This window comes from Chitinophaga sp. RAB17 (assembly GCF_052114225.1).
In the GTDB taxonomy this organism is placed as follows: Bacteria; Bacteroidota; Bacteroidia; order Chitinophagales; family Chitinophagaceae; genus Chitinophaga.
Genome location: NZ_JBFREI010000010.1, coordinates 73,096 through 94,176, shown reverse-complemented (window position 1 = coordinate 94,176; position 21,081 = coordinate 73,096). Strand labels below are relative to the sequence as shown.

The following is a 21,081-nucleotide window of genomic DNA, read 5'->3' as shown; positions in this document are numbered from 1 at the left end:
TTTATCAGGACCCGGGCTGCTGTTATGGCAACTCATATATCAGTCCCACCGGCAGCATCAGGGGGCCTTTGCTGTAAATATCTATGAAAAGCGTAATGGTATCTTTTGTATTGGCAGTTAAAAAGACATATTTATCCAGCACCCCTCCTTTACTGTTGTACAAATCTTTGAGCAATGGCTCCTTATAACCAGGATTGGCTACAGCGCTGCGATACAACAGAACCAGGTGTTGCTTATCCCTGGTGGTAAGCCCCGACAGGTAGTTCATTTCCTGCATAATACTCTTTCCGGCGTTCCCTTTTTTGAGTCTTATCGGGTTCGTATTGGTATATCCATAAGTACTGTCTGTAGCAGATGGCAGTTTTGAAAATGCTTTCTGGGAACGGGCTTCACTACCCATGGCCAACAGGAATATACAAATCACAAAAGCGGATAAATTACTAAAGTGGCGTTTCATCTTCAGGGTTTATAAAGGATTAAATACATCAACGGTCCATACTAAAACAATCACCCGGCATAGTAGGGCTTATTGGGATCAAACATCCTTATAAAGATAAAGGAAAAACAGGAATTATCATCCAGCCTGAAAACAGGCCGGGGCTGCTCCATTATCAATGGTCAGCCCCGCTTTTTAATTATTTTCGTTCGAGTTGATAAATCACTGCATCTGCAGCCGGCAGTGTTATTTGCATGGTTTTATTCTGTGTTGATATTTTTCCGGAGAATAATTCTTTGGTGATATAGGCCGCTTCTGTCGATAAGCCTGCCTGTTGAAGGTTCAGCGAAAAGGTGGCGGATGTTGGTGCATAGTTCATCACTGCTACATAAGTATATCTCCCGGAACTTTTCACAAAGATGTTGGAAGACTGATCTCGGCTATGATGATCTACCGGACGGAACACGCCGCCCTGGCGGGCTACCTCCAGCAGGCCCTGGTTTTGCAGGAATTGTTTAGCCGCTTCGGAAGCATGGCCATACACTGAAAAATCATCCCCGGTAATGAGGGACCCGGTAACGATGCCTGATAACAGTCTTGCCCTGTTGGGACCATCAGCGGCGCCTTCAAACACCACATGATCAGCATCTGAAAAATCATACAACCAGTTCTGCCACCAGCCATAGCTGGTACCATTCATGGTGTAGGCCGTTTCGTCTATATTCTTAAACGCATCGCAGGCAATACGCCGGGTGTGTACATATCTGCCAGTAGCCATACTGGGCGAAATAGCTGCATATACGAGCATCTTCCCATCCAGTTGATCTACCAGGTATTCCATTCCTTTCCGGAACGCCTGCATGCCCGTATGAACAGTGGGATCATAAAATGAATCTGCTTCAATGGCAGCATGACCAATAAAATCTATTTTGATCATTTCGAAGCCGGCATCTTTAAACCGTTTGATGAGGAAAGCGATTCTTTCCCTGGTAGCCGGATGGGTAGGATCCATGGCCCTGGCGCCATCCAGCTCATGGTATTGTCCGTTTACTTTTGTCCAGGTATCCTGATAATTAAATTGGCTGCCTTCTACTTTACGGGGGGATTTGCCCCAGTCTACAAATGGCGCCCAGTAAATACCTGGTTTAAATCCTCTGGCTTTACAATAGGCGCTGAAAGCCGTCAGCTGACTGAAATCGCCGGTCATACCATTGGTGGTGAGGTTATCCCAGTAAGAGTCCAGGTCTATGTACAGGGTATGATCTGCGTTGCGGAATCCTTTGCAGGAATCGGCAAAAAAGTCTACTACTGTTTTTGCTTTGGCGAATGATAATTTCGTTTGCATGCTGCCCCAGCTGTTCCAGCCAAAAGGTTTGGCAGCAGTCCAGTTAAAAATGTAGCGCGGCTCTGCTTTGCGGTTGGCCTGCGCATATTGCTCCATGCCTGTTCTCCAGTCGCTGCCGGGTAGTATATAGATCTTAGGAGAAGCGCATAAGGTATCACCGGAGGTGACCATACCATGCCGTATGTTATCGCGGGTACCGGTGCTGTCTGTCCAGCCGGCGATCACGGAAAGCTGCGTTTGCTGAGCAGTAGTCCCCTTCAGCGCAATACCTGTTTTCCAGTTATTGTGCTCCACAGAGCCTATCACCAGTCCATTATTATTGGCCGTATTATAAACAGCAGTTACTTCGGCGCTGATGAAGCTGGCCGCCGGCAGGTCTCCCGTGGTATATTTCACCCAGGTATCATTATCAAAAGGCACCTGTACCGCGCGTATAGTATCTTTTGCCGGGAACTGCAAAGCTGTGGTGGTCAAAGGGCTCATAGAACGGGAACGGGCGCCGGTACCGCGCAATACGAGTGCAGTATAAAATCCGTTATCTCCATTGTATACGTAAAAAAACTGTTGTCGTTTTATACCATTTACGAGAGATGTGATCATGTATTGTTTGCCTGTGCCGATCTGATCTTTTAACGGCGCCATAGTCAAGCTACGGCGGATCTTTGCCGTGTCCGGCTGTTGGGCATCTTCATACCAGCTGAAAGCATCTTTGATCATTATTTTGCCGTTCACCCATACGCTGTATTTACCGGAATGCAAATCATAACTGATCCGGCTATTTTTACCGAAAGGGATATGCTTTACATCCGCGGATGGTTGCGCGGATAAACGTGTTACAAGACAAAGCAAGGCCAAGGCAAACAGGGTATATCTGCAATACTTAAAGGACAACACCATTATAATTCGTTATTTATGATTTACTATTCTTTTTACCTGGCCAATCCCAACGGAGAAAAAAGTACGAACAACAACACCATCAGTATAATCAACACAGCACTGTACCAATGACGATGTTTCCATGGTTGCAGTGTCAGGTTAGATGTTCTGACAGGTGCATAGGGAACAGCCATCGGCCAAAATTTACCTATTATCAACATCAGTATGGCAGTGACTACAAAGAGAATCGCCAGCAGGTGCAGATAATGTAATCCGGTATCCAGGATCAGTTGAAAAAATATATTCGCTACAAAAAAGAATCCGAGGCCGATTTTAGCTGCTATGGCCGGAATACGCCTGGTAGCCATTCCTACGATCATGATCGTGAAGATAGGAATACTGAAAAAGCCGGATAACATCTGTATATAATTATAAAACCCTCCTTTGAACAACATAATAAAAGGGGCAATACCAATACCTATCAGTATCACAATTACCTGGAAAATCCAGGTAGTGCTGAGCAGTTTTTTATCTGTTACTCCGCCCTTCTTCTCCGTCACATAAGGCTTGTACAGGTTCATGGTAAAGAGGGTACCGGCGCTGCTTAACCCTGCATTAAAGGTGCTGAGTGCCGCTCCAAAAACTACGGCGGCAATGAGGCCCGTATACACCGGAGGCAATACATCGGCGGCCAGTCTTGGGAAAATCTCTGCTGTACTTTCCGGATGAAAATACAGATGCACTGCTATTAGTCCGGGAATATTCAGCATTAGTGGCGACAACAGTTTACATAAACAAGCCAGCGCTATTCCTTTCTGGCTTTGCTCCAGGTTTACCGACCCGAGTGCCTGTTGTACAATGAACTGTTCCATACCCCAGTAATAAATATTTACCAGCAGCATACCTGTGAAAATGGTAGAGAAAGGCACCGAGTCGTGTTTACCGCCAATAGCATTTAAATGACTGGTATCGGTACCAAGTACAATACGTAGTCCTTCTGTTACATCTCCATGGCCCAGGTATTTAAATCCGAAGTAGGGTAAGAGTAAACCACCGGCAATCATGCCTGCTCCCAGCACAGTGTCTGACATGGTGATCACCTTGAGGCCACCGAGTACGTTGTACAGGTACCCTATCACAGCAATCAGACAAGCCAGCATCCAGATGGTGGACCAATAGCTGATGTGCAGGATTTCATTCAGGTGGAAGATGCCGTTAAAAGCAACGGCGCCACCGTATAACACTGCGGGGATCAGGTTTACCAGGTAGCTCACCAGGAACACGACTGATACAATTTTTTTAGTGGTCTGATCATACCGCACCGCAAGGAAATCAGGTGTGGTAACGGCGCCTATACGGAGATACACCGGCATGAAAAATTCGCTTACAAAAAGCATCGCAAAAACGGAAGTGACGCCCCATGCCATGATCGACATGTTATTCATAAACACCGATTCGTTTTCACCAATAAACTGGTTGGCGCTGATATTGGTCATGAACAGCGCCCCTCCTATCACCACCCAGTTTAAACTACGGCTGCCCAGAAATACATCTGAGGCTGTTTTCATCTGGTGTTTCCTGGTGATGTACCAGGACAACACCGTTACAATCACCACAAAAATGACAAAGCTTATAATGGTTGACGCGTGCATTAACTGCTATAATGATTTTCTCCTGATTAAAACCGTTGGTAATACTTCCCGGATCTTTTCCCTGTTTAATACAAAAGTAGCTGCTTTTTTTGCCATGAGTCTGAAATCAGTGGAATAGGTGGTGATCCCGTTGCAAATGATTTCTTTCACAATATCATCGTTATGGGAAAGAATGCCTACATCCTTGCCTGGCACCAGTTTTTGTTCAACACAGTCTTTCAGGATGGCCCAAAGTTCCGTATTATTGATCGTATAATATACTTTTCCTTTTTCTATGGTACCGGGGGAATATTCTGTTTTAATAACCCCTTTGATTTTATAGTCGCCGACAAACTTTTTAAATGCTTTTAATATTTCAATAGGAGTATCTGTTGCCGGGCGATAATAAAAGATCATTTCATCGAAGGTCTCAATAGTTTTGCTCAATGTTGCAAAAGCGCTGTAGGAAGCCTCTCCGAACTCCTGTACAATATAGGAACAGGAACAGTTGGCGGATAGCGGCTCATAGCGGTCTATCATCAGGAACTTATCCATAGGGAGCGCGTTCAGGATACCCGATGTTTTAGGATGCGGAATAGGCGCTACTACATACATGCCGTACCGTCCTTTGACGTTGGCGATGATGGCCTCAAAGATTTCGATATTATTATGGTGAAAAAATACATCGATATGAATGTTCATGCCCAGGTTGGCCCGGAATGTTTTATAGAAAGCCTCCTGGAATGTATCGAAGGCGTAGAGCAACAGGGCTACTTTCAGCTGTTGACCGGTGTCATCGCTGCTTACGTAAAAGCCTTTCCTGTTTTTGGATTGTACAATTCCGCGCGCTACCAGTTCTTTATATCCTTTGGCGATGGTTTCCCTGGCAAATCCCAATTTATTGATCAGCTGATTTACGGATGGTAGCTGGTCTCCGCGACTAAGTGCTTTGGCATTAATGGAATTGATGATGCCTTGCACAAACTGTTCATGTTTGGATAAACCGGGAATACCTTCCAGTTCATGTATTTGTTCATAGATATTCCGCATAGCTACAAATCAGCAAATAGTGAATGATGGCACCTGCAGGTGCGTACAATGGTTGTGATATAAAAACTGGTTGTACCGGTAATCGTGGCATTGCCATATCGTGGAATTTTAGCAATAGCATTCTGTACTATACTATCCTATACCACACTAAGCTATTATCTTTTTTTATCAATAGCAAACTTTTTTTGTACGTGACACTAAAAAGTACAGGCAAGGGAGCTCCCTGCCTGTTTGTAAAATGTATTTACACGTAGCTTATTTATGGCTTTTGTTCTGCCTTTTCGATCTTTTCTTTTATCTCCGCAGTGTACCGGATGGACAATGCTTTTTTCCAGTAGATGATGGCCTGTGCTGGATGATGGAGTTCCATCCAATAATCTCCCATCCCATCATAAGTATTAAAGCTTTCAGGGAAATAATCGATGTTCAGCTGAAAAAACATTTTGGCCTTATCAAAATGTTTATCATGCAAATGCCCGTATGCGAATTGATTGAATAGCTGTTCTGATGGGCGCACGGGATAACCTCTTTCCTGTGACAATGTCTGAAAATGATGAATGATCAATTGTTTCAGGGAATCTGTGTTACCCTCTTTTTCAAAGTAGAGATAAGTAGGAAATCTGTTCTCTTTAAAAATGAAACGCAGCGCATCATACTCCGCGATGAGTGGCACAGAGATATGGTCATCGTCTGCATAATATTTCAGACTCCATTTCAAATCATTCCCGGCATATTTTTTCAGTTTCTCTCCCAGCTGCAGGATAGCGCTGGTATGGATAGCGCCGCGATCAGGGTTATTTTTCAGCTGTTGTGTATCGAGCGCCGCTTTCATGGTATGCGACACTGCAAGGAAAAATTTTCTGCCTTTAAAATGTTGTGACAGCAAACTGTCCGCCTCCCCTAACAGCTGGCTGTTGTGCCAGAAGAGGCTGGGTTCTATGGCTACATATGCGTTGAATACATGGGAATGTTTCAGTAGCGCATTGGTGACCAGCAGCCCCCCGAGGGAATGCCCGACAATAATGCTATAAGGTGCTACAGGGTACTTTTTATTGATATAGGGTACCAGTTCTTTTTCCAGGAAAGCGGTGAATTGTTCGCCGCCACCAGCACTGGCATCGGAGCTATCTGCTGTTGGTGTCAGATCCCTGGTACGATTCCGGCCGGTATTGGGAATACCAACGATAATCATCTGCGGCAATGCAGTATTACCATTGATCACCCCCAGTTGTTGTATCATCGTTTGCAGTGTAGCGAAATGGAAGTCGCCATCCAGCACGTACAACACCGGATAGGATGGTTTTACAAACCAGGTCGTATCTACCGGCGGACTATAGATCCACAAAGGTCTGTTTTCATTTAATATCGTTGAATAAACGCTATCCCGTTGTCCGAAGGATACGAGGTGCTGGGCATGGATACTTAGGAAGAAATGAGATAAGAGTCCAATCAAAATAATTTTTTTCATACGGGCGGGTTTTACAACAAGATGGCATTCTCCCATGATGAAATCTCCCGAATGTGATACAACCCTTTACAAATGTGACGGCCCAACTTTTTTCCGGGACCAATTTGATCAAGTGAAATAAATTTCAGTATATTGCATTGCATACTACTATTAAAAACATATATCTTTGCATAACACTAACATCCTATTCACAGGACATTAAAAATCAACCATCATGAAAAGTTGTTTCATATTATTAAATACAACAATATTAATATTGATTACCGGGTTTGGTATACAGACTTCAACTGCACAAAATGCCAAAGGCGCAGATGCGCTGTTTCGTCAACTTGCCTACAAGGATAGTATGCTGTTTGATATCGCGTTTAACACCTGTAATGTAAAAGCGATCGGCACTGTTTTATCGAAGGATTTCGTGTTTTTCCACGACAATGGATATGATGGCATAACTGTGGATCAAAGTCTGTCCAGCTTCACCGCCAACCTGGAAAAGTTTTGTGCTAACCCGGACAACAAGATGAGGCGGGAAATTGTAAAAGGCAGCTTACAGGCATTTGCGGTGGGTGCTGATGAAGCCGTACAAACAGGTGTACAACGCTTGTATATGATACGGAAAAATCAACCGGAGCAATTAATAGAAGCATCCAAATTTACACGCACCTGGAAAAAAACAGCGGGCGACTGGAAGATGACGCAGGAAACGGATTTCCTGGTAAAAACACAATTTGATCCACCTTCCAAAAGATATGAGCCTGCACCTTATGTTCCTTCCAGAGAGCCATTGTATGATGTGATTGTTCGGATGGATAGTCTTTATTTTGATACCTACAATACCTGTAACTTGGAAAAGATGGCGGCGATGACCTCCGACTCTATTGAGTTTTATCATGACAGAGGAGGCTTAACTACTTCTAAAAAAGACCTCATTGCCTCTATCAAGAAAAATATCTGCGGCAAAGTTACGCGGGAGCTGATGCCTGGTAGTATAGAAGTATATCCTATCCCTAATTACGGCGCAGTAGAAATCGGCTATCATCGATTTCATAATAACCAGGAACCGGGTGCGCCTTCCCACGCAAGTAAATTTGTTACGTTATGGCAACGGGATGGTGATACCTGGAAAATAGCGAGGGTGATTAGTCTGCATTAAAACACCGGACGCATATCCCTTCCCTGGCTATTCATACCAGGGAAAGGAACGTTCATTCTATATGTTTTGATACCGTTTGCAAAGTATCCTGTGGCCTATGGCAACCCTGCTATAGCTACCTAAAAAAACTTGATATAATCTTCTATTTTGAAGGTATGCTGTTTGGTAAATGCGATGGTAGTATTGAAGAGAGAGGTGATCATGGGTACTTTAAAATCACGGTAACCCAGGCGCAGGTCGCACCAGGCGATCAGGTGCCATTGATTGGTATAGAATATCAGGCCTACCGGTTCTATGTCTCTTACAGTATGGTTGCCTTTACTATCGGTATACCCTATTTTAATACAATACTTACTGGCGATGCCCTGCTGGATGGCCGTGAGCCAGGTGGTTTCAGGATGTCCATTTGCAGGCACAAATATGTCCGTCTGCGCAGCTATTTCTTCCACCGCTTCCCGGTCATGTGAGCGCACAACAGTTTTAATTTTGTTGAGTGCGGACACACTGTTTTTGGAAACAGACTTGTCGGCAAATCTACCGGCCAGGGTTTGCAATAAAATGAGGGCATTGGCTTCTTCTACGGTGAATACTAACGGGGGAAGAAAATATCCCTGTGCAATAAAATAACCACGGTTTACTTCAAAGGTGACGGGCACACCGATCTCATTGAGAGCTTTAATATCCCTGTATACGGTACGCAGGCTGATATCAAATTTTTCGGCCAGTTTTTCGGCGGATACATGTTTCCTGGACTGCAATACGGTGAGTAAGCCCATTAATCTGTCGATTCTGTTCATAGGGTTAACATTTATACCTCAAAAATAGCTCCTGCGACTGAAATTTATGGCCTAATTTTGCGCCATGAAAAAAGAAGTGGGAACATTGGAATCAGGTTGAAAATGGGGAATATCTTTTTTCAATATTCTCGAAATGCCAATACACACTCACGTTTGCCATTGCCAAATCCCTCCCGAACTATCGTTGAATATTAAACAATACCCATTACACGCACTTAGCTAATCTTCCATCTAGCCCGCAAACACGTTCCCCGAATTATGTTATATTTATAGTAATCAAAATAATCTCCCATGGCAAAACAAATGTCTATCATTTCCTTTACGGGAAAACTCGGTAATCTCATTGGGTATAAGCGCAATGGCAACTACTTCCTGCGCTCCATGCCTCAAAGCGTGCAGCAAACGGCTGCTACCCGTCGCGCATCCCGGCGCTTTGGCATCGCCAGCAGGAAAGGTGCTTTTATCCGTCATGCTTTTTACCCCCACCTGGATATCCACTGTGACGGCGGCCACATCAATCGGCTCAACAAGCTACTCATTGCTGCCGGCGATCATCACGAGGCCATAACAGACTTCCGCTTCAATCAGCATACCGGAGTAGATCGTTTCTTTACGGTGGCTCCCCGGCTTTTTAGAAACGGGATATTAAATATTCCCGCACAAACCATCGCCGGGTATAAAGGTATTACTGCACTGGAAGTAAAAGTAATCGCAACGCGTATTGATTTTATATCACGTCAGGTGGTGGGTAGCGAAACGGTTACGCTCATGATAGCGCCCGATACCACTTTCCAGGAAACAAATGTTTCATTGGATGTACCCGGGAAGGGTTCACTGGTAGTGGTTTTCCAGGTAAAAGCCCTATACAAAGATGGTCCATCGGGCAACAGACAATACATGGCCGCCGATATTATTGCGGTAACAGCGCCACAAGTCCCCCAATATGCTAAAAAACGTACTTACCCCAAGCGGACAAGATTGCTTCCTAACCTTACCTATACACACGCATATCCAGCTGTCATTCAATTGGAATAAAGTCATCTTGCCCCCGGAGATATTTTGATAAATAAACCCCTTATACCTGCTTCCTTTCAATAGTACCTCTCTTTCCGCAACTACAGCCTGACACTGAAGCAGCCCTGCCATGGCCATTCCTGACCTCTATCCGTTTACTGATGCAATTTCATCGGGGTTATACATCCGAACGTCATCCCCGCATCAAGTCCACCTCTGCTGCAGTGCTTCTATAGGTACATAGCCTGTTCCAGGCATAGGTTCGACGGAGAGATGATGATCACTGTACATGAATGAGGCGATTACTTCTGAGATGTTATGATGTTGTTCCCGGATTCCAGGCCACTTCCCAAAGATGTCCGTCCGGATCCTGAAAATAGGCGGCACAGCCTTTCCAGAAGTTATCGGTTACCGGCTTGATAATCGTTCCGCCTGCGGCGCTTACCTTCTCCAGTATCACTCCTATTTCTTCCTGGTGATCTACATAATGCACCAGCACCAGCGCTGTAGCTGATGAAGCGCTAACAGGAATTTTAGTATCAAACGAAATACTTTTCTTTGGCCACAGTGCCAGTTTCAAACCGTGCTGTAATTCAAAGTATGCAACAGCAGCATATGGGAATTCGCTGCCGGTGATACCATTGGTAGGCCAGCCTAAACCATCACGATAAAAATGCACCGCTCTTTCCAGGTCGGTAACGCCCAGTGTTAATACGGCAATTGCTGGTTTCATATGTTATTCAATAAACCCATAAAATTTTTTATAGTAGGCGAACTTGGCAGACATCACTTTCTTTGTTTCCGGCAAACCTGTTTGTTTCAGTTGTTTAAACAGGGTGAGTACATATGGGGGGAATTCCTCGAAAGAGCAGCTATGTGTTATTGCGTCTGTGAGGTAACAGGTGGTTTCATCACATTTCTGCCAGTATACTTCCAGGGCCTGGCAGAGCCCTTCCATGAGGGACTTATCGTAGCATTTTACCAGGCATCTGGCAGTAGCGGCCGACCTGTCCGGATAATTCATCAATAAATAAAAGAGGAAATAGGTGATGCGCGTAAGATCGTTGCTCTCCAGTTGAAGAGGCAACAGCGCTTCCCGCTGTGCAAACACCTGCTTGTACCCTTCTTCGTCCAACCGCCTGGTGGTGTGCTTTTCAATGAGATGTTCCAGTTGTTTTATTGCTGTTAATCCCGTTGTGAGATCTGGTACACAGCAATCTCTGAATAATTGCTCCAGTATGATATGATTCATATATCCATGATTTATTGAACGGATTCGTTGTTTATATTTGCAAAGAAAGGATATTTTCGTTAAATAAACAACGAACCCGATTAATAATTAGAACGAAACCGTTTTATAATATGAAGCCATTAGTAGCCTTGATCACCGAATGGGACAGTTACGCATCGAAGACCACATCGCCTACAGTAGCGGATTTCTGTGAGAAATATCTCCAAAAACATCCTGCCGGAAGTTCGGCCGATGCCGTTCCCACCCAGCAGGCAGACGCTGTATTAGCTACACTGATTGGTAAAACCGGCAGTATGCATACGGCCTATGCCAGGATGGCGATCAAAGAAATTCCGGACATAGAACTGGAATGGTTTTATTTATTGAATGTGATCAGTATCAAAAAAGAAGCGAAAAAAACGGATGCCATCAGCCTGAGTAATATGGAACAGTCTACCGGTATCGACATATTGAACCGTATGAAAAAAAAGGGGCTTATTGTTGAAAAGGATGATCCGGCAGACAAGCGTGCAAGACTGGTGAGTCTTACCGATAAGGGCAAAGCCCTGCTGGTGCAGATAGGTTATTATCTCTATAAAGTCTCTTATCTCTTATATCATGATATAAAAGAAGAAGATAAAAAGAGCATTATAAAAATATTAACAAATACGACTCAAAAACAGGAGCAGCTCCGGATAGCAAAAAAGAACAGCAGCATTGATGAAATGATACAATCGCTATACGGCGAAAACGCCCTGAAAGCGGTGCTCAGCGCCTTTAAAAAAGAAGTAAGGCAGCAGGAAAAGATTATGCATAGCACCCCGGATAAGGATCTGGATGAAATGATTAAATCGTTCCATAAATAAGATCAAAAAAATTCTGCCACCGGATAGGGGATCTGTAAATTGCATGCGTCATATAACAAAGCAGCTTTCAAAGGAGCTTCTTAATTATTGTATGATGACGCATAACGATTTAATCAAACGCTTACTGCTACCGGGTCTGGCTACGATGCTATGTCTGACCATCACGATTGGCGCATCCGCGCAGACCCTGCTCCCCGACCAGAATCCCAGCTACCGGGAAAGTCTGCAACATTACCTGTTGAAAGAGGACTCACTGACCGTGAATGAAGGGACAACCGTGCAACAAACCTATAAAGCTTACCAATATTTTGAGGCGAAGCGCGAACGCAAGGACCAAAGCAGACAGTGGCGACAGGATCGGCGGATTGCCCGTAATACCGGCTATTGGAGCGACTACTCCTACAACGACTATGCACGCGGGTATAGTTATAGCACGCCATTTAGCTATGGTTATCCTTCCTACTACTCCTATAACGCCGGCTTCAGATGGAATGATGTAGCCGCTGTTACTGCCATCGCTTTAGGCGCCTATATTCTTTTCAGATAACATAATTTATAAAAATTTACGTGATGTTTAAAATTAATGCAACTGCATTTACAGGGATTCTTTTGGCTGGTATTTTACTGCAGGGATGTGCCCCGCGGAAAGTAACACGGGTAGACGAAAAAGAACAGATAGATATCAGTGGCCGCTGGAACAATACCGACTCCCGCCTGGCAGCAGAAGAAATGATCACCCGGGTACTGGGAGAAAATTGGTTGTCTGATTTCCAGCAGCAGCACCAGGGCAAGAAACCCGTAGTGATAGTAGGTATGGTAGCCAACAAAAGCCATGAACATATTGACGCCGAAACTTTTGTAAAAGATATGGAGCGCTCTTTTGTTACCACCCAAAAAATACGGCTGGTACAGGGTGGCGCTAAAAGAGAGGAACTGAGAGGTGAACGGGCGGATCAGCAAAAGAATGCATCCACATCTACTATGAAAAAATGGGGACTGGAAGTTGGAGCCGACTATATTCTGCAGGGGTCCATCAACTCAATTGTAGACTCCCACAAGAAACAAATGGTATTGTACTACCAGGTTGATCTGGAACTAACAGATCTGCAAAGCAATGAGGTCGTGTGGATTGGCAATAAGAAGATCGCGAAATACGTAAAGAACTAATACCTACAACCAGTTCCACTGTGCGCCGGTCCTGCATACGGCCGGCGCCTTTTTTACCTTCATCATCATTATTAATGAACAAGCTATCAGATCAATGGAAGTGGCTCCTGCCGCTGTTATTGGTAATGACCTTCCTTTTCTCCTGCCGTACTTACAATGATGCCATCGGCCACTACTATGGCGCTATTTCAGCAGGGCGATTCGAGGAAGCCTCCCGGCAACTGGACGATAACAGGTTCCTGCAATATGGCCGCAACAAACTATTGTTTTACCTCGAAAAAGGGAAGACCACATTTTTGCAGGGACATTACCAGGAAAGCAACAGCTATTTTAACGCCGCCGATTCCCTGCTGGACAGCGGCAGCAGGAATAAGTTCTGGGACCAGACACTGGGCCTTGTTACCAATCCTGCCATGCAGGTATATCGTGGCGAAGATTTTGAAAAACTCCTGATCCATTATTACAAGTCCATCAACTACCTGCAGCTAAACATGATGGAAGATGCCACCGTAGAAGCAAGACGTATTTCACTCAGCGGCTATGCGCTCAATGACCGCAAAAATAACAACGCCAACAAATACGCCAACGATGCATTTTCTATGATCATACAGGGAGTAGTGTACGAAAGCGGTGGTGATATCAATAATGCATTTATCTCCTACCGCAATGCGGCGGATCTGTTTCTCGGCAAACCCGACAAAACTTATTATGGTATTACCTTACCGGTACAACTACAGGATGATCTGTTGCGCACCGCGTGGCAATTGGGTTTTCACCAGGAGCTGGCATACTACGAACAACAATTCGGACGTCGTTATATACCTGTAAATAGCAGTGATGGCGGAGAAGTACTCGTATTCTGGGAAAATGGACTGGCGCCTGTTAAAGCGGAAGCCAATTTCTTCTTTACCCTTACAGAACGGGGGCCGGGGAATTTTGTATTTACAGACCCGGATAACACCATCTTTATTCCCTTCGACTTCCAGTTGCTTTCCCGCGACTCCTGCCAGCAACTCCGCAGACATTTTGACGCCTTCCGCATTGCCTTTCCCAAATATGTGGAACAACCACTGTATTTCACCAATGCCAGCATACAAAGAGACAGCAGCCTGATTACACCCCTGGAAAAAGTGGAAGACATCAACCAGCTCGCCTTCCGCACGTTGCAGGAAAGATTTTTAAAAGAAATGGGCCTGGCACTCACACGACTGACCATCAAAAAATTGGCAGAGCAGCAGGTAAAAAAAGAAAATGAATCGCTGGGAGAAGCACTTAATTTATTGAATATATTAACAGAAAAAGCGGATACCAGGAACTGGCAAAGTCTCCCCCACTCTATCTATTACACCCGTATTCCTTTAAAGAAAGGGGCCAACAAAGTAACGTTGACTTTGCAGGGACAGCATTCGCAGACGGTGGTATTTGATGTATTTGGAAATGGGCGGTTACAAACGATTCATTATTCCTCTTTACAAAAATCATAAGGGTAAAAAATACAGAAGGCAATCATAATCTGATCACCTTCTATATTCCGACATCTAATAGATTATTTTATTGCTGCCAGATCCCTGCGGGATACCGGGCGCAGTGCCCAGGAAGTCAATGCGAACCCTGTGAAGAGGATCGGAAATATTACCCTGGTAGCTGGTTCTCCGGACCATAAATGAGAAGCAACCGCACCTGTAAGATCAAAGAAGGCGCCAGCATATGCCCATTCCTTTAAGCGGGGATAGCGGGGAATAATAATGGCCACGGCTCCCAGTACTTTCCAGATGCCTAATATTATACAGAAGTAAACCGGGTAACCCAGGTTGGTCATACCTTCTACCAGGTAGGCTGGCCGCAGGATGTCGGCCACGCCGCCGGATCCCAGTTGAAACACCACCAGTGCCGTTGTTATCCAATAGGCTGTAATAGTACGCCAGGAGGTTTTGAAATCCTTCAATAAAGGCCCAAAATCCCGGCGTTCTGTCGGGCGAAGCGCCCAGGAAGCTAATGTGATGCCGGCGAAAATTACAGGCCCTACTGCCTCCGGAAACTGGCCCACTGCCAGGTGCGAGGCAAAGGCACCCGTGTAAATGAAAAACAAACCGGCATATACCCATTCTTTCAAACGAGGAAAACCAGGCGCCAACAATGCCACTACGCCCAATACCTTCCATATGCCCATGATATGGAGGATATATTCAGGATAACCCAATTGTACCATCACCGTGCGGACAAATGCTATTTTCTGGAGGTCCCATATGGCCCCTACGCCGGTTTCCAGCGCGATGATGCCAGTCGTTAACCAAAAGGCAATAATACGGGTGCGGGAAGCCGCTGCGGAAGAAACAAGGGTATTCATAATGTTACATTGTTTTATGACGAATAATGACTGTTTACACTACAATAAGTATTGAGTAATTCCGAATTGGACAATAACACCCAAATATTTTTTTCCGTAGGTGGAGCTGTTAATTTTTAGTGATCACTGTTATTTTCCCGATTTAGATATTAGCTTAGCATATAAAGATCCCTGTACATGAAAATTAAACTGATCAGAAAATTCCTGGAATACGTATACAATAACTATGTGGGCAACTTTTTAGGATTCGTCATAGGCATGATGTCTACCCGCCTGGTATCACATTACTTCACCACCCGCAGCATCCGTAATTTATGGGGGCTCACGGCGCGTAAAACCGTAGTAGACAAGCATACCTACAGCAACCTGGAATGGATCATCACTATTGTGATTGGTTTTATTGTTTTCGAGATCGTTTCCAAATGGCTGACGAAAAAGCTGCAGCAATTACTGCCAAAATATAAGGTCACCAAATGGCTGGTGGAAGAAGAAGAAAAAGAAAAGAGTCAGTCTGCAGAAAAAACGACCGTAGCCACACATGATTAAAATAATAACAGCCCTTTCAGGAATGAAAGGGCCTTCCTTATTCTAAATTAACAGCCGTATTATTATTACCAGTTAGGATTCTGTTTCATAGCCGTATTGCCATTAATCTCCGTTAATGGAATGGGCCACAGGTAATCTCTTGCCGCATTGAACACCCGTGTTTCCACGATCACCGGCTTACCTGTTGTAGGATTAATCGCGCCTTGTGCCGGACCAGTCAGCACCTCGTCTCCTATTCTCCATCTCCTGATGTCAAATAACCGGGTACCTTCAAAGGCCAGTTCCACTTTTCTTTCCCTTCTATAAAGAGTGCGCATTTTTTCCTGGGTATTATAAACATTGACATCTACATTTGGCATCCCTGCCCTGTTTCTTATTTTATTCAGGTAGATGAGTACGTCAGCATGCTGCCATTGTCCGGATTCCACCAGGGCTTCCACATAACTCAGCAGTATTTCCGCATAGCGGATTACCATAAAGTTCAGGGTACCACTGTTATTCCGGGAAACGTCTCTTGCATCGAGATACTTTTTCACCCAGAAACCTGTTTGTGTTGACTGCGCCGCGCCAATCTGGTCAACAGATCCGGCGGTGAAAGGATCCAACAACCTGTTTACAAATGTTTGCCCCGGGAATAATACACTGGCTGCCAGCCGGGGATCGCGGTTATTTTTATAGAGTGGGTTTTTCCAGTACAGCTGCAAACTATCATCGCCCAGTTCCTGTAACGTTTTGCCCTGCAGTGTTTCATAGGAGTTCACCATGGCAGCTGTTGGCCCGTTGGCTGCCTGCCCGGATAGGCTTTTAGGCGCCAGCCGGAAGAAGGCGCCTGAGTTTCCGGTTCTTCTGAACAGGATCCTTTCCTTGTTTTCCAATGCATCATAGCTGAACAACTGCGCGTAGCTGTTTACTCCCCCACTGGCATAATGCAGGTCATATACTTTGAGATCAATCAGTTTACGCGCGTAGGCAATGACCTGCTCATAATTTTTGATAGTCAGGTAAAGTTGCACCTGCATGGCATAGCAGGCGCCTTTCGTTATCCTGTATGCGTCACTGGTGGGATAAGTAGCCGGTAAAATTTCCGCTGCCTTGTCCAGTTCTGTAGAAATAAAAGTCACCACTTCTTCCTGCGAATTACGTGGGATGGCTTGTGGATCTGCAGGAGAAATACTGCTATCTACAATGGGCATTGGTCCAAACAACTGGAAGAGTGTCAGGTGAGCCCTGGCTCTCAGCGCCCTGGCTTCGGCGGCACGTTGTTCTTTTACCACCGGGTTCTCCATGTAAATCTTCGAATAGTTCTCCAGGATGCGGGAAGCGTTCCTGATATCTTTATAGTTCTGACGATACAGGTCTGCCAGGTAACCATCTGTTGCGGTGACGGCACCCAATGGAAACGAATTCCAGCTGCCGAAGTTTGCGCGGAATACGGATTCATCTGTGGTACCCGACATATGCATACGACAATTTGCCTGGTAAGAAGAAGATGTGATCAATGCGCCGGGAGAAATCTGGTTGTTGTAAATCACCTCCAGGTAATTATACAGATCCGACTCCAGCCGCCACCACTTCGCGTCTGTAGTGGCAGTAGGACTATCCCTTTCCAGGAACGATTTATTACAGCTGAACAGGACTGTTGCAATTAAAAATGCGCTGACGATATTTATAGCTACTTTTTTCATTTTCAGGTGTTTTAAAATCTAAGATTTAAACCCAGTGTATAGGTTTTCAGGAGTGGCACCGTTGTTTGATCGCCCCCGCTTTCCGGGTCTATCAGCTTTACATTTGAAAAAGTGAATACGTTCTGTGCATTCACATAAAACCGCAGGCTCTTTGCTCTTATCCTGGCGCAAACGTTTGCAGGTAAGGCATAACCTAATTGTATATACCGCACTCTCAAAAATCTGCCGTTCATCTTAAAGAAATCGGAGAAATTGCCGTTCGTTCCTGGCGTTGGCGTTAACCGTGGACGTTCTGCATTGGGATTATCCGGCGTCCAGTAGTTCAGTTGCGACTTTTGTGGCGTACCACTTTCGCCGCCAATGTTCAAAGGAATAGCCATTAACCCGGTGTAGAATAGCGGTGCGCCCGACTCGCCGGAAAACAGTGTTTCAAAATCGAAACCTTTATAACGGAAACCGAGGTTGCCAAAAAATACATCCGTAGGTTCCGTACTTCCCAGTGGTACTCTATCCAGGTTATTGATCAAACTATCGCCATTGCTGTTCAGGAAATGAATATCTCCTGCTGCCTGTCCACTGATCTTCATTACTTTTGCATCTGCCATGTCTTTCTCCTGTAACAAGCCCTGGGTAGCATAACCATAGTACTCTTTCAGGGCGCCGCCTACATACAAAATAGTATTCCCGCTAATAATAGGTTGGTCATTGCCCACCAGCTTCAACACCTCACTTTTATTTTTGGAATAGCCTACGCTTACATTGAAAGCAAAATCTTTTGAAACAGCTTTTACATAAGTGAGTTTTACTTCTGCACCCCTGTTCCTTGCACTGCCCACGTTAACAGGTGCACCGCTATTGCCGCTGCCTATCCCTATACCGGATGTATAGTTAGGCTGCGGCGTGATGATCATATCGGTGGTGATTTTGTTGTACCATTCAGCCGTCATACTCAATCCGTTTCTCAGACTTATATCTGTACCTATATTCAGCTCATTCACTTTTTCCCAGGTAACATTTGGATTACCGATCACTGTTTCTGTACCGTTACCGCCATCAATGGTAGTTTGATAGAGGTAAGGATCAATCGCATTATTTCCCAGCACGCCATAAGAGCCTCTCACCTTCCAGCTGTTGATAGCTTTGGACCTGAAAAAGGCTTCCTGGTCGATGTTCCAGCCAACAGCTACAGAGGGAAAGATGCCCCATTTTTTACCGGTGGCAAAGAGGGATGAACCATCTCTTCTGATACCAGCTTCCAGCAGGTAACGATTATCATAGGTATAGAAAGCTTTGGCGAAGAGAGATCTCAGTGCCACATCTTTCCAGGATTCGTAGGTTCTCAACTCCTGTGTGTATCCTGCAATAGCATTTACATCATGCTTACCAAAAGCATGGGTATAATCGAAGTTGCCACCGAAATAGATATAATTTTCCCTCGCTGTCAGCGTAGCTGTTTTTACGGTAGGATAATTTACGCCTGCGGTTCGGTTGGTGAAATAGTCAAAGAAAATGTAGGATTCCTGGTCGGCTTTATCGAGACCGGAAGCTACGCGGTAGCTGGCTTGTCCTTTTAAACTTAAGCCAGGTAAAATATTCCATTGCGGACGGATATTAATCAATGCTTCATCTCTCGTTTTATTCAGCGATCCGCCTTTTTCCAGCATGGCTACCGGGTTCCAGCTTTCGCCGTAGATGCCGTAATAGGTATAATCCGGATTCTCTGCTTTATCAGGATACCTGGAATTAATATTTGGTGGAACGGTATACATTCTCCGGTAAATATCTGTAGTGAGGCGGTTACTCGCGTATGGCTGGTTCTGGCTGGTACGGGAAGCAAAAATGTCCATGTAGATGAACAGGTTTTTCAGCAGATCGACTGTTGTGTTGGCGCGAAGCGTGGTTCTGCTGTAATCTGAATTACGTACATGTCCTTTCTGGTTGGTTTGGTTGAGGGAAAGTGCAAACCGTGCAGCGGTGTTACCACCGGACACCTGCAGGGAATGTTGCTGAATGGGAATAGATTTCCGCAGCACTAAATCCGGCCAGTTGGTATTGGGATATTTAACCGGGTCGCTGCCATCCTTTGTCGCTTTGATGTCGGCATCTGAGTAAATAGGGTTACCACCGGAGTTAAGCATCGCCTCATTGTTTAACTGCATCCACGTGGCGGCATCCACAAAATTGGGCATGTACTGCGGCCGCTGTATACCATAAAAGCCATTATATTCCATGTTCGGGACACCCGCTACTCCCCTTTTGGTAGTGATGATGATCACCCCGTTACCACCTCTTGCACCGTACATAGAAGCAGATGCCGCATCTTTTAACACGGTGATGCTTTCGATGGTATTGGGATCTAAATTATTCATATCAAATGGCACCCCATCCACCATCACCAAAGGAGCTGCATTGAGTAAAGTGCCTACTCCCCTGATACGTATATTAGCCTGGTCGCTACCAACAAGACCGGTGGTTTGTGACACCTGTATACCGGTAGCACCTCCCTGCAAAGCCTGCGACAGCTGCACCACCGGTTTATTCTTTACATTGCCCATGTTCACCGTACTAACGGAGCTGGCTATATTTTTTACTTTCTGGCTACCGAAACCGGTTACCACTACCTGGTCCAATATTTTTAAATCTTCCTGCAGGGAGATAATCAGATTGGCCTGTTCTTCCCGCACCAGGTATTCCTGCTTTTTATATCCTACCATCGATATCACCAGTACGCTTTCCCTGGGTACATAAATCTGGAAAACGCCGTCTTTATCGGTGGCCACTGACTTCGCCACACCTTTGATGGTGATATTGGCGCCCAGTAATGGTGCGGGGGGGTCTTTTGCTTCCAGTACCCGGCCCAGCACCCTGATAGAGCGGACCTCCCGGGGTTCTCTCTGTTCCCTGGGATCCCGCTCACGCACCAGTGCGATGCTTTCTTTTTTCTTTTTTATCACCACCGTTTTATTCATGATATCATATATCAGCGGTTGATTTCTGAAGCAGATATCCAGCGCGTCTTTCAAACTAACGGCTTTTACGTCGATGTTAACAGGGGTAATATTTTGCACATCACTTTCTTCGTATACAACGTATATGCCTGCCTGTTTTGCAATCTTCTTCAATACAGATTTAAGGGACTCATTTTTAGTGGTGAGCGTAATTGTTTGGGGGGTACCCTGGGCTGAAACCTGCAGTGAGACTACCAGCAGGAGAAAAATCATCAGTTTCATACCACGAAATATGCTGTCAGGGATTTTACACCAACGATACCGCGTAAGGGAGTCTGACTCCGGGAGCTCCGGAGGATTGTTTTTAACATAAAGATTCATACGTTAGTGGAATTGGGTGATAAAAAAGTAATTGTTTGTTTATTTATTCGTCATCATATACTTCCGGTGGTTTTAATCCGGAATTGGTGCTGATTTGGTTTTCTTACAGTACAGGCATAGTGTTCAATTTCCGGCGGGCCGGG

Annotated in this window: 18 protein-coding genes; 7 read left to right on the top strand and 11 right to left on the bottom strand. The window is 45.1% G+C overall.

What is annotated here, in order from left to right; all coding sequences use genetic code 11:
• Positions 1–22: 22 nt before the first annotated feature.
• The 5 genes from AB4Z08_RS27130 to AB4Z08_RS27110 all read right to left on the bottom strand — a co-directional run bounded on the left by AB4Z08_RS27130 (position 23) and on the right by AB4Z08_RS27110 (position 6,806).
• Positions 23–457: a hypothetical protein gene (locus tag AB4Z08_RS27130; RefSeq protein ID WP_441576926.1), complete on the bottom strand. Its 435-nt coding sequence runs from the start codon at positions 455–457 to the stop codon at positions 23–25.
• Positions 458–635: 178 nt separating this feature from the next.
• Positions 636–2,678 (bottom strand): hypothetical protein, encoded by a 2,043-nt coding sequence (locus tag AB4Z08_RS27125; protein WP_441576925.1) that lies wholly within the window; start codon positions 2,676–2,678, stop codon positions 636–638.
• 32 nt (positions 2,679–2,710) lie between these two features.
• Positions 2,711–4,309 carry a solute:sodium symporter family transporter gene (locus tag AB4Z08_RS27120; RefSeq protein ID WP_441576924.1) on the bottom strand — a complete coding sequence of 533 codons (1,599 nt, stop codon included), beginning with the start codon at positions 4,307–4,309 and terminating at the stop codon, positions 2,711–2,713.
• A gap of 6 nt (positions 4,310–4,315) precedes the next feature.
• On the bottom strand, positions 4,316–5,338 hold the full coding sequence (locus tag AB4Z08_RS27115) for a GntR family transcriptional regulator (RefSeq protein ID WP_441576923.1): 1,023 nt from the start codon (positions 5,336–5,338) through the stop codon (positions 4,316–4,318).
• Positions 5,339–5,597: 259 nt separating this feature from the next.
• Positions 5,598–6,806, bottom strand: coding sequence for an alpha/beta hydrolase (locus tag AB4Z08_RS27110; protein ID WP_441576922.1), 1,209 nt, complete (start codon positions 6,804–6,806; stop codon positions 5,598–5,600).
• A gap of 214 nt (positions 6,807–7,020) precedes the next feature.
• Between AB4Z08_RS27110 and AB4Z08_RS27105 the strand changes: the two genes are divergently transcribed.
• The gene (locus tag AB4Z08_RS27105) at positions 7,021–7,956 is read left to right on the top strand and encodes a nuclear transport factor 2 family protein (protein ID WP_441576921.1); all 936 of its coding nucleotides are present in this window, start codon (positions 7,021–7,023) and stop codon (positions 7,954–7,956) included.
• A 119-nt stretch (positions 7,957–8,075) separates the two neighbouring features.
• On the opposite strand, the gene AB4Z08_RS27100 is transcribed toward AB4Z08_RS27105, so the two are convergent.
• Positions 8,076–8,753: a helix-turn-helix transcriptional regulator gene (locus tag AB4Z08_RS27100; protein ID WP_441576920.1), complete on the bottom strand. Its 678-nt coding sequence runs from the start codon at positions 8,751–8,753 to the stop codon at positions 8,076–8,078.
• Positions 8,754–9,044: 291 nt separating this feature from the next.
• Here AB4Z08_RS27100 and AB4Z08_RS27095 point away from each other — a divergent pair, with 291 nt between their 5' ends.
• Positions 9,045–9,788 (top strand): hypothetical protein, encoded by a 744-nt coding sequence (locus tag AB4Z08_RS27095; protein ID WP_441576919.1) that lies wholly within the window; start codon positions 9,045–9,047, stop codon positions 9,786–9,788.
• 295 nt (positions 9,789–10,083) lie between these two features.
• Here the strand turns inward: AB4Z08_RS27095 and AB4Z08_RS27090 are convergent, their stop codons facing one another.
• A complete protein-coding gene (locus AB4Z08_RS27090; protein WP_441576918.1) occupies positions 10,084–10,500 on the bottom strand; it encodes a VOC family protein in 417 nt (138 codons plus the stop codon).
• A gap of 3 nt (positions 10,501–10,503) precedes the next feature.
• On the bottom strand, positions 10,504–11,019 hold the full coding sequence (locus AB4Z08_RS27085) for a hypothetical protein (RefSeq protein WP_441576917.1): 516 nt from the start codon (positions 11,017–11,019) through the stop codon (positions 10,504–10,506).
• A gap of 110 nt (positions 11,020–11,129) precedes the next feature.
• On the opposite strand from AB4Z08_RS27085, the gene AB4Z08_RS27080 reads away from it, so the two are divergent.
• From AB4Z08_RS27080 to AB4Z08_RS27065, 4 genes are all read left to right on the top strand, one after another.
• A complete protein-coding gene (locus tag AB4Z08_RS27080; protein ID WP_441576916.1) occupies positions 11,130–11,864 on the top strand; it encodes a MarR family winged helix-turn-helix transcriptional regulator in 735 nt (244 codons plus the stop codon).
• A gap of 94 nt (positions 11,865–11,958) precedes the next feature.
• Positions 11,959–12,411: a hypothetical protein gene (locus AB4Z08_RS27075; RefSeq protein WP_441576915.1), complete on the top strand. Its 453-nt coding sequence runs from the start codon at positions 11,959–11,961 to the stop codon at positions 12,409–12,411.
• 23 nt (positions 12,412–12,434) lie between these two features.
• Positions 12,435–13,031 (top strand): penicillin-binding protein activator LpoB, encoded by a 597-nt coding sequence (locus tag AB4Z08_RS27070; protein ID WP_441576914.1) that lies wholly within the window; start codon positions 12,435–12,437, stop codon positions 13,029–13,031.
• Between the two features lie 74 nt (positions 13,032–13,105).
• The gene (locus AB4Z08_RS27065; protein ID WP_441576913.1) at positions 13,106–14,515 is read left to right on the top strand and encodes a COG3014 family protein; all 1,410 of its coding nucleotides are present in this window, start codon (positions 13,106–13,108) and stop codon (positions 14,513–14,515) included.
• Between the two features lie 62 nt (positions 14,516–14,577).
• Here the strand turns inward: AB4Z08_RS27065 and AB4Z08_RS27060 are convergent, their stop codons facing one another.
• Entirely contained in the window at positions 14,578–15,378 is an 801-nt protein-coding gene (locus tag AB4Z08_RS27060) for a DoxX family protein (protein WP_441576912.1), read from the bottom strand.
• A gap of 177 nt (positions 15,379–15,555) precedes the next feature.
• On the opposite strand from AB4Z08_RS27060, the gene AB4Z08_RS27055 reads away from it, so the two are divergent.
• Entirely contained in the window at positions 15,556–15,924 is a 369-nt protein-coding gene (locus AB4Z08_RS27055; protein ID WP_441576911.1) for a hypothetical protein, read from the top strand.
• 65 nt (positions 15,925–15,989) lie between these two features.
• On the opposite strand, the gene AB4Z08_RS27050 is transcribed toward AB4Z08_RS27055, so the two are convergent.
• Together AB4Z08_RS27050 and AB4Z08_RS27045 are read right to left on the bottom strand one after the other, a co-directional pair.
• Entirely contained in the window at positions 15,990–17,609 is a 1,620-nt protein-coding gene (locus AB4Z08_RS27050) for a RagB/SusD family nutrient uptake outer membrane protein (protein WP_441576910.1), read from the bottom strand.
• Positions 17,610–17,620: 11 nt separating this feature from the next.
• On the bottom strand, positions 17,621–20,839 hold the full coding sequence (locus AB4Z08_RS27045) for a TonB-dependent receptor (protein WP_441576909.1): 3,219 nt from the start codon (positions 20,837–20,839) through the stop codon (positions 17,621–17,623).
• Positions 20,840–21,081 lie beyond the last annotated feature (242 nt).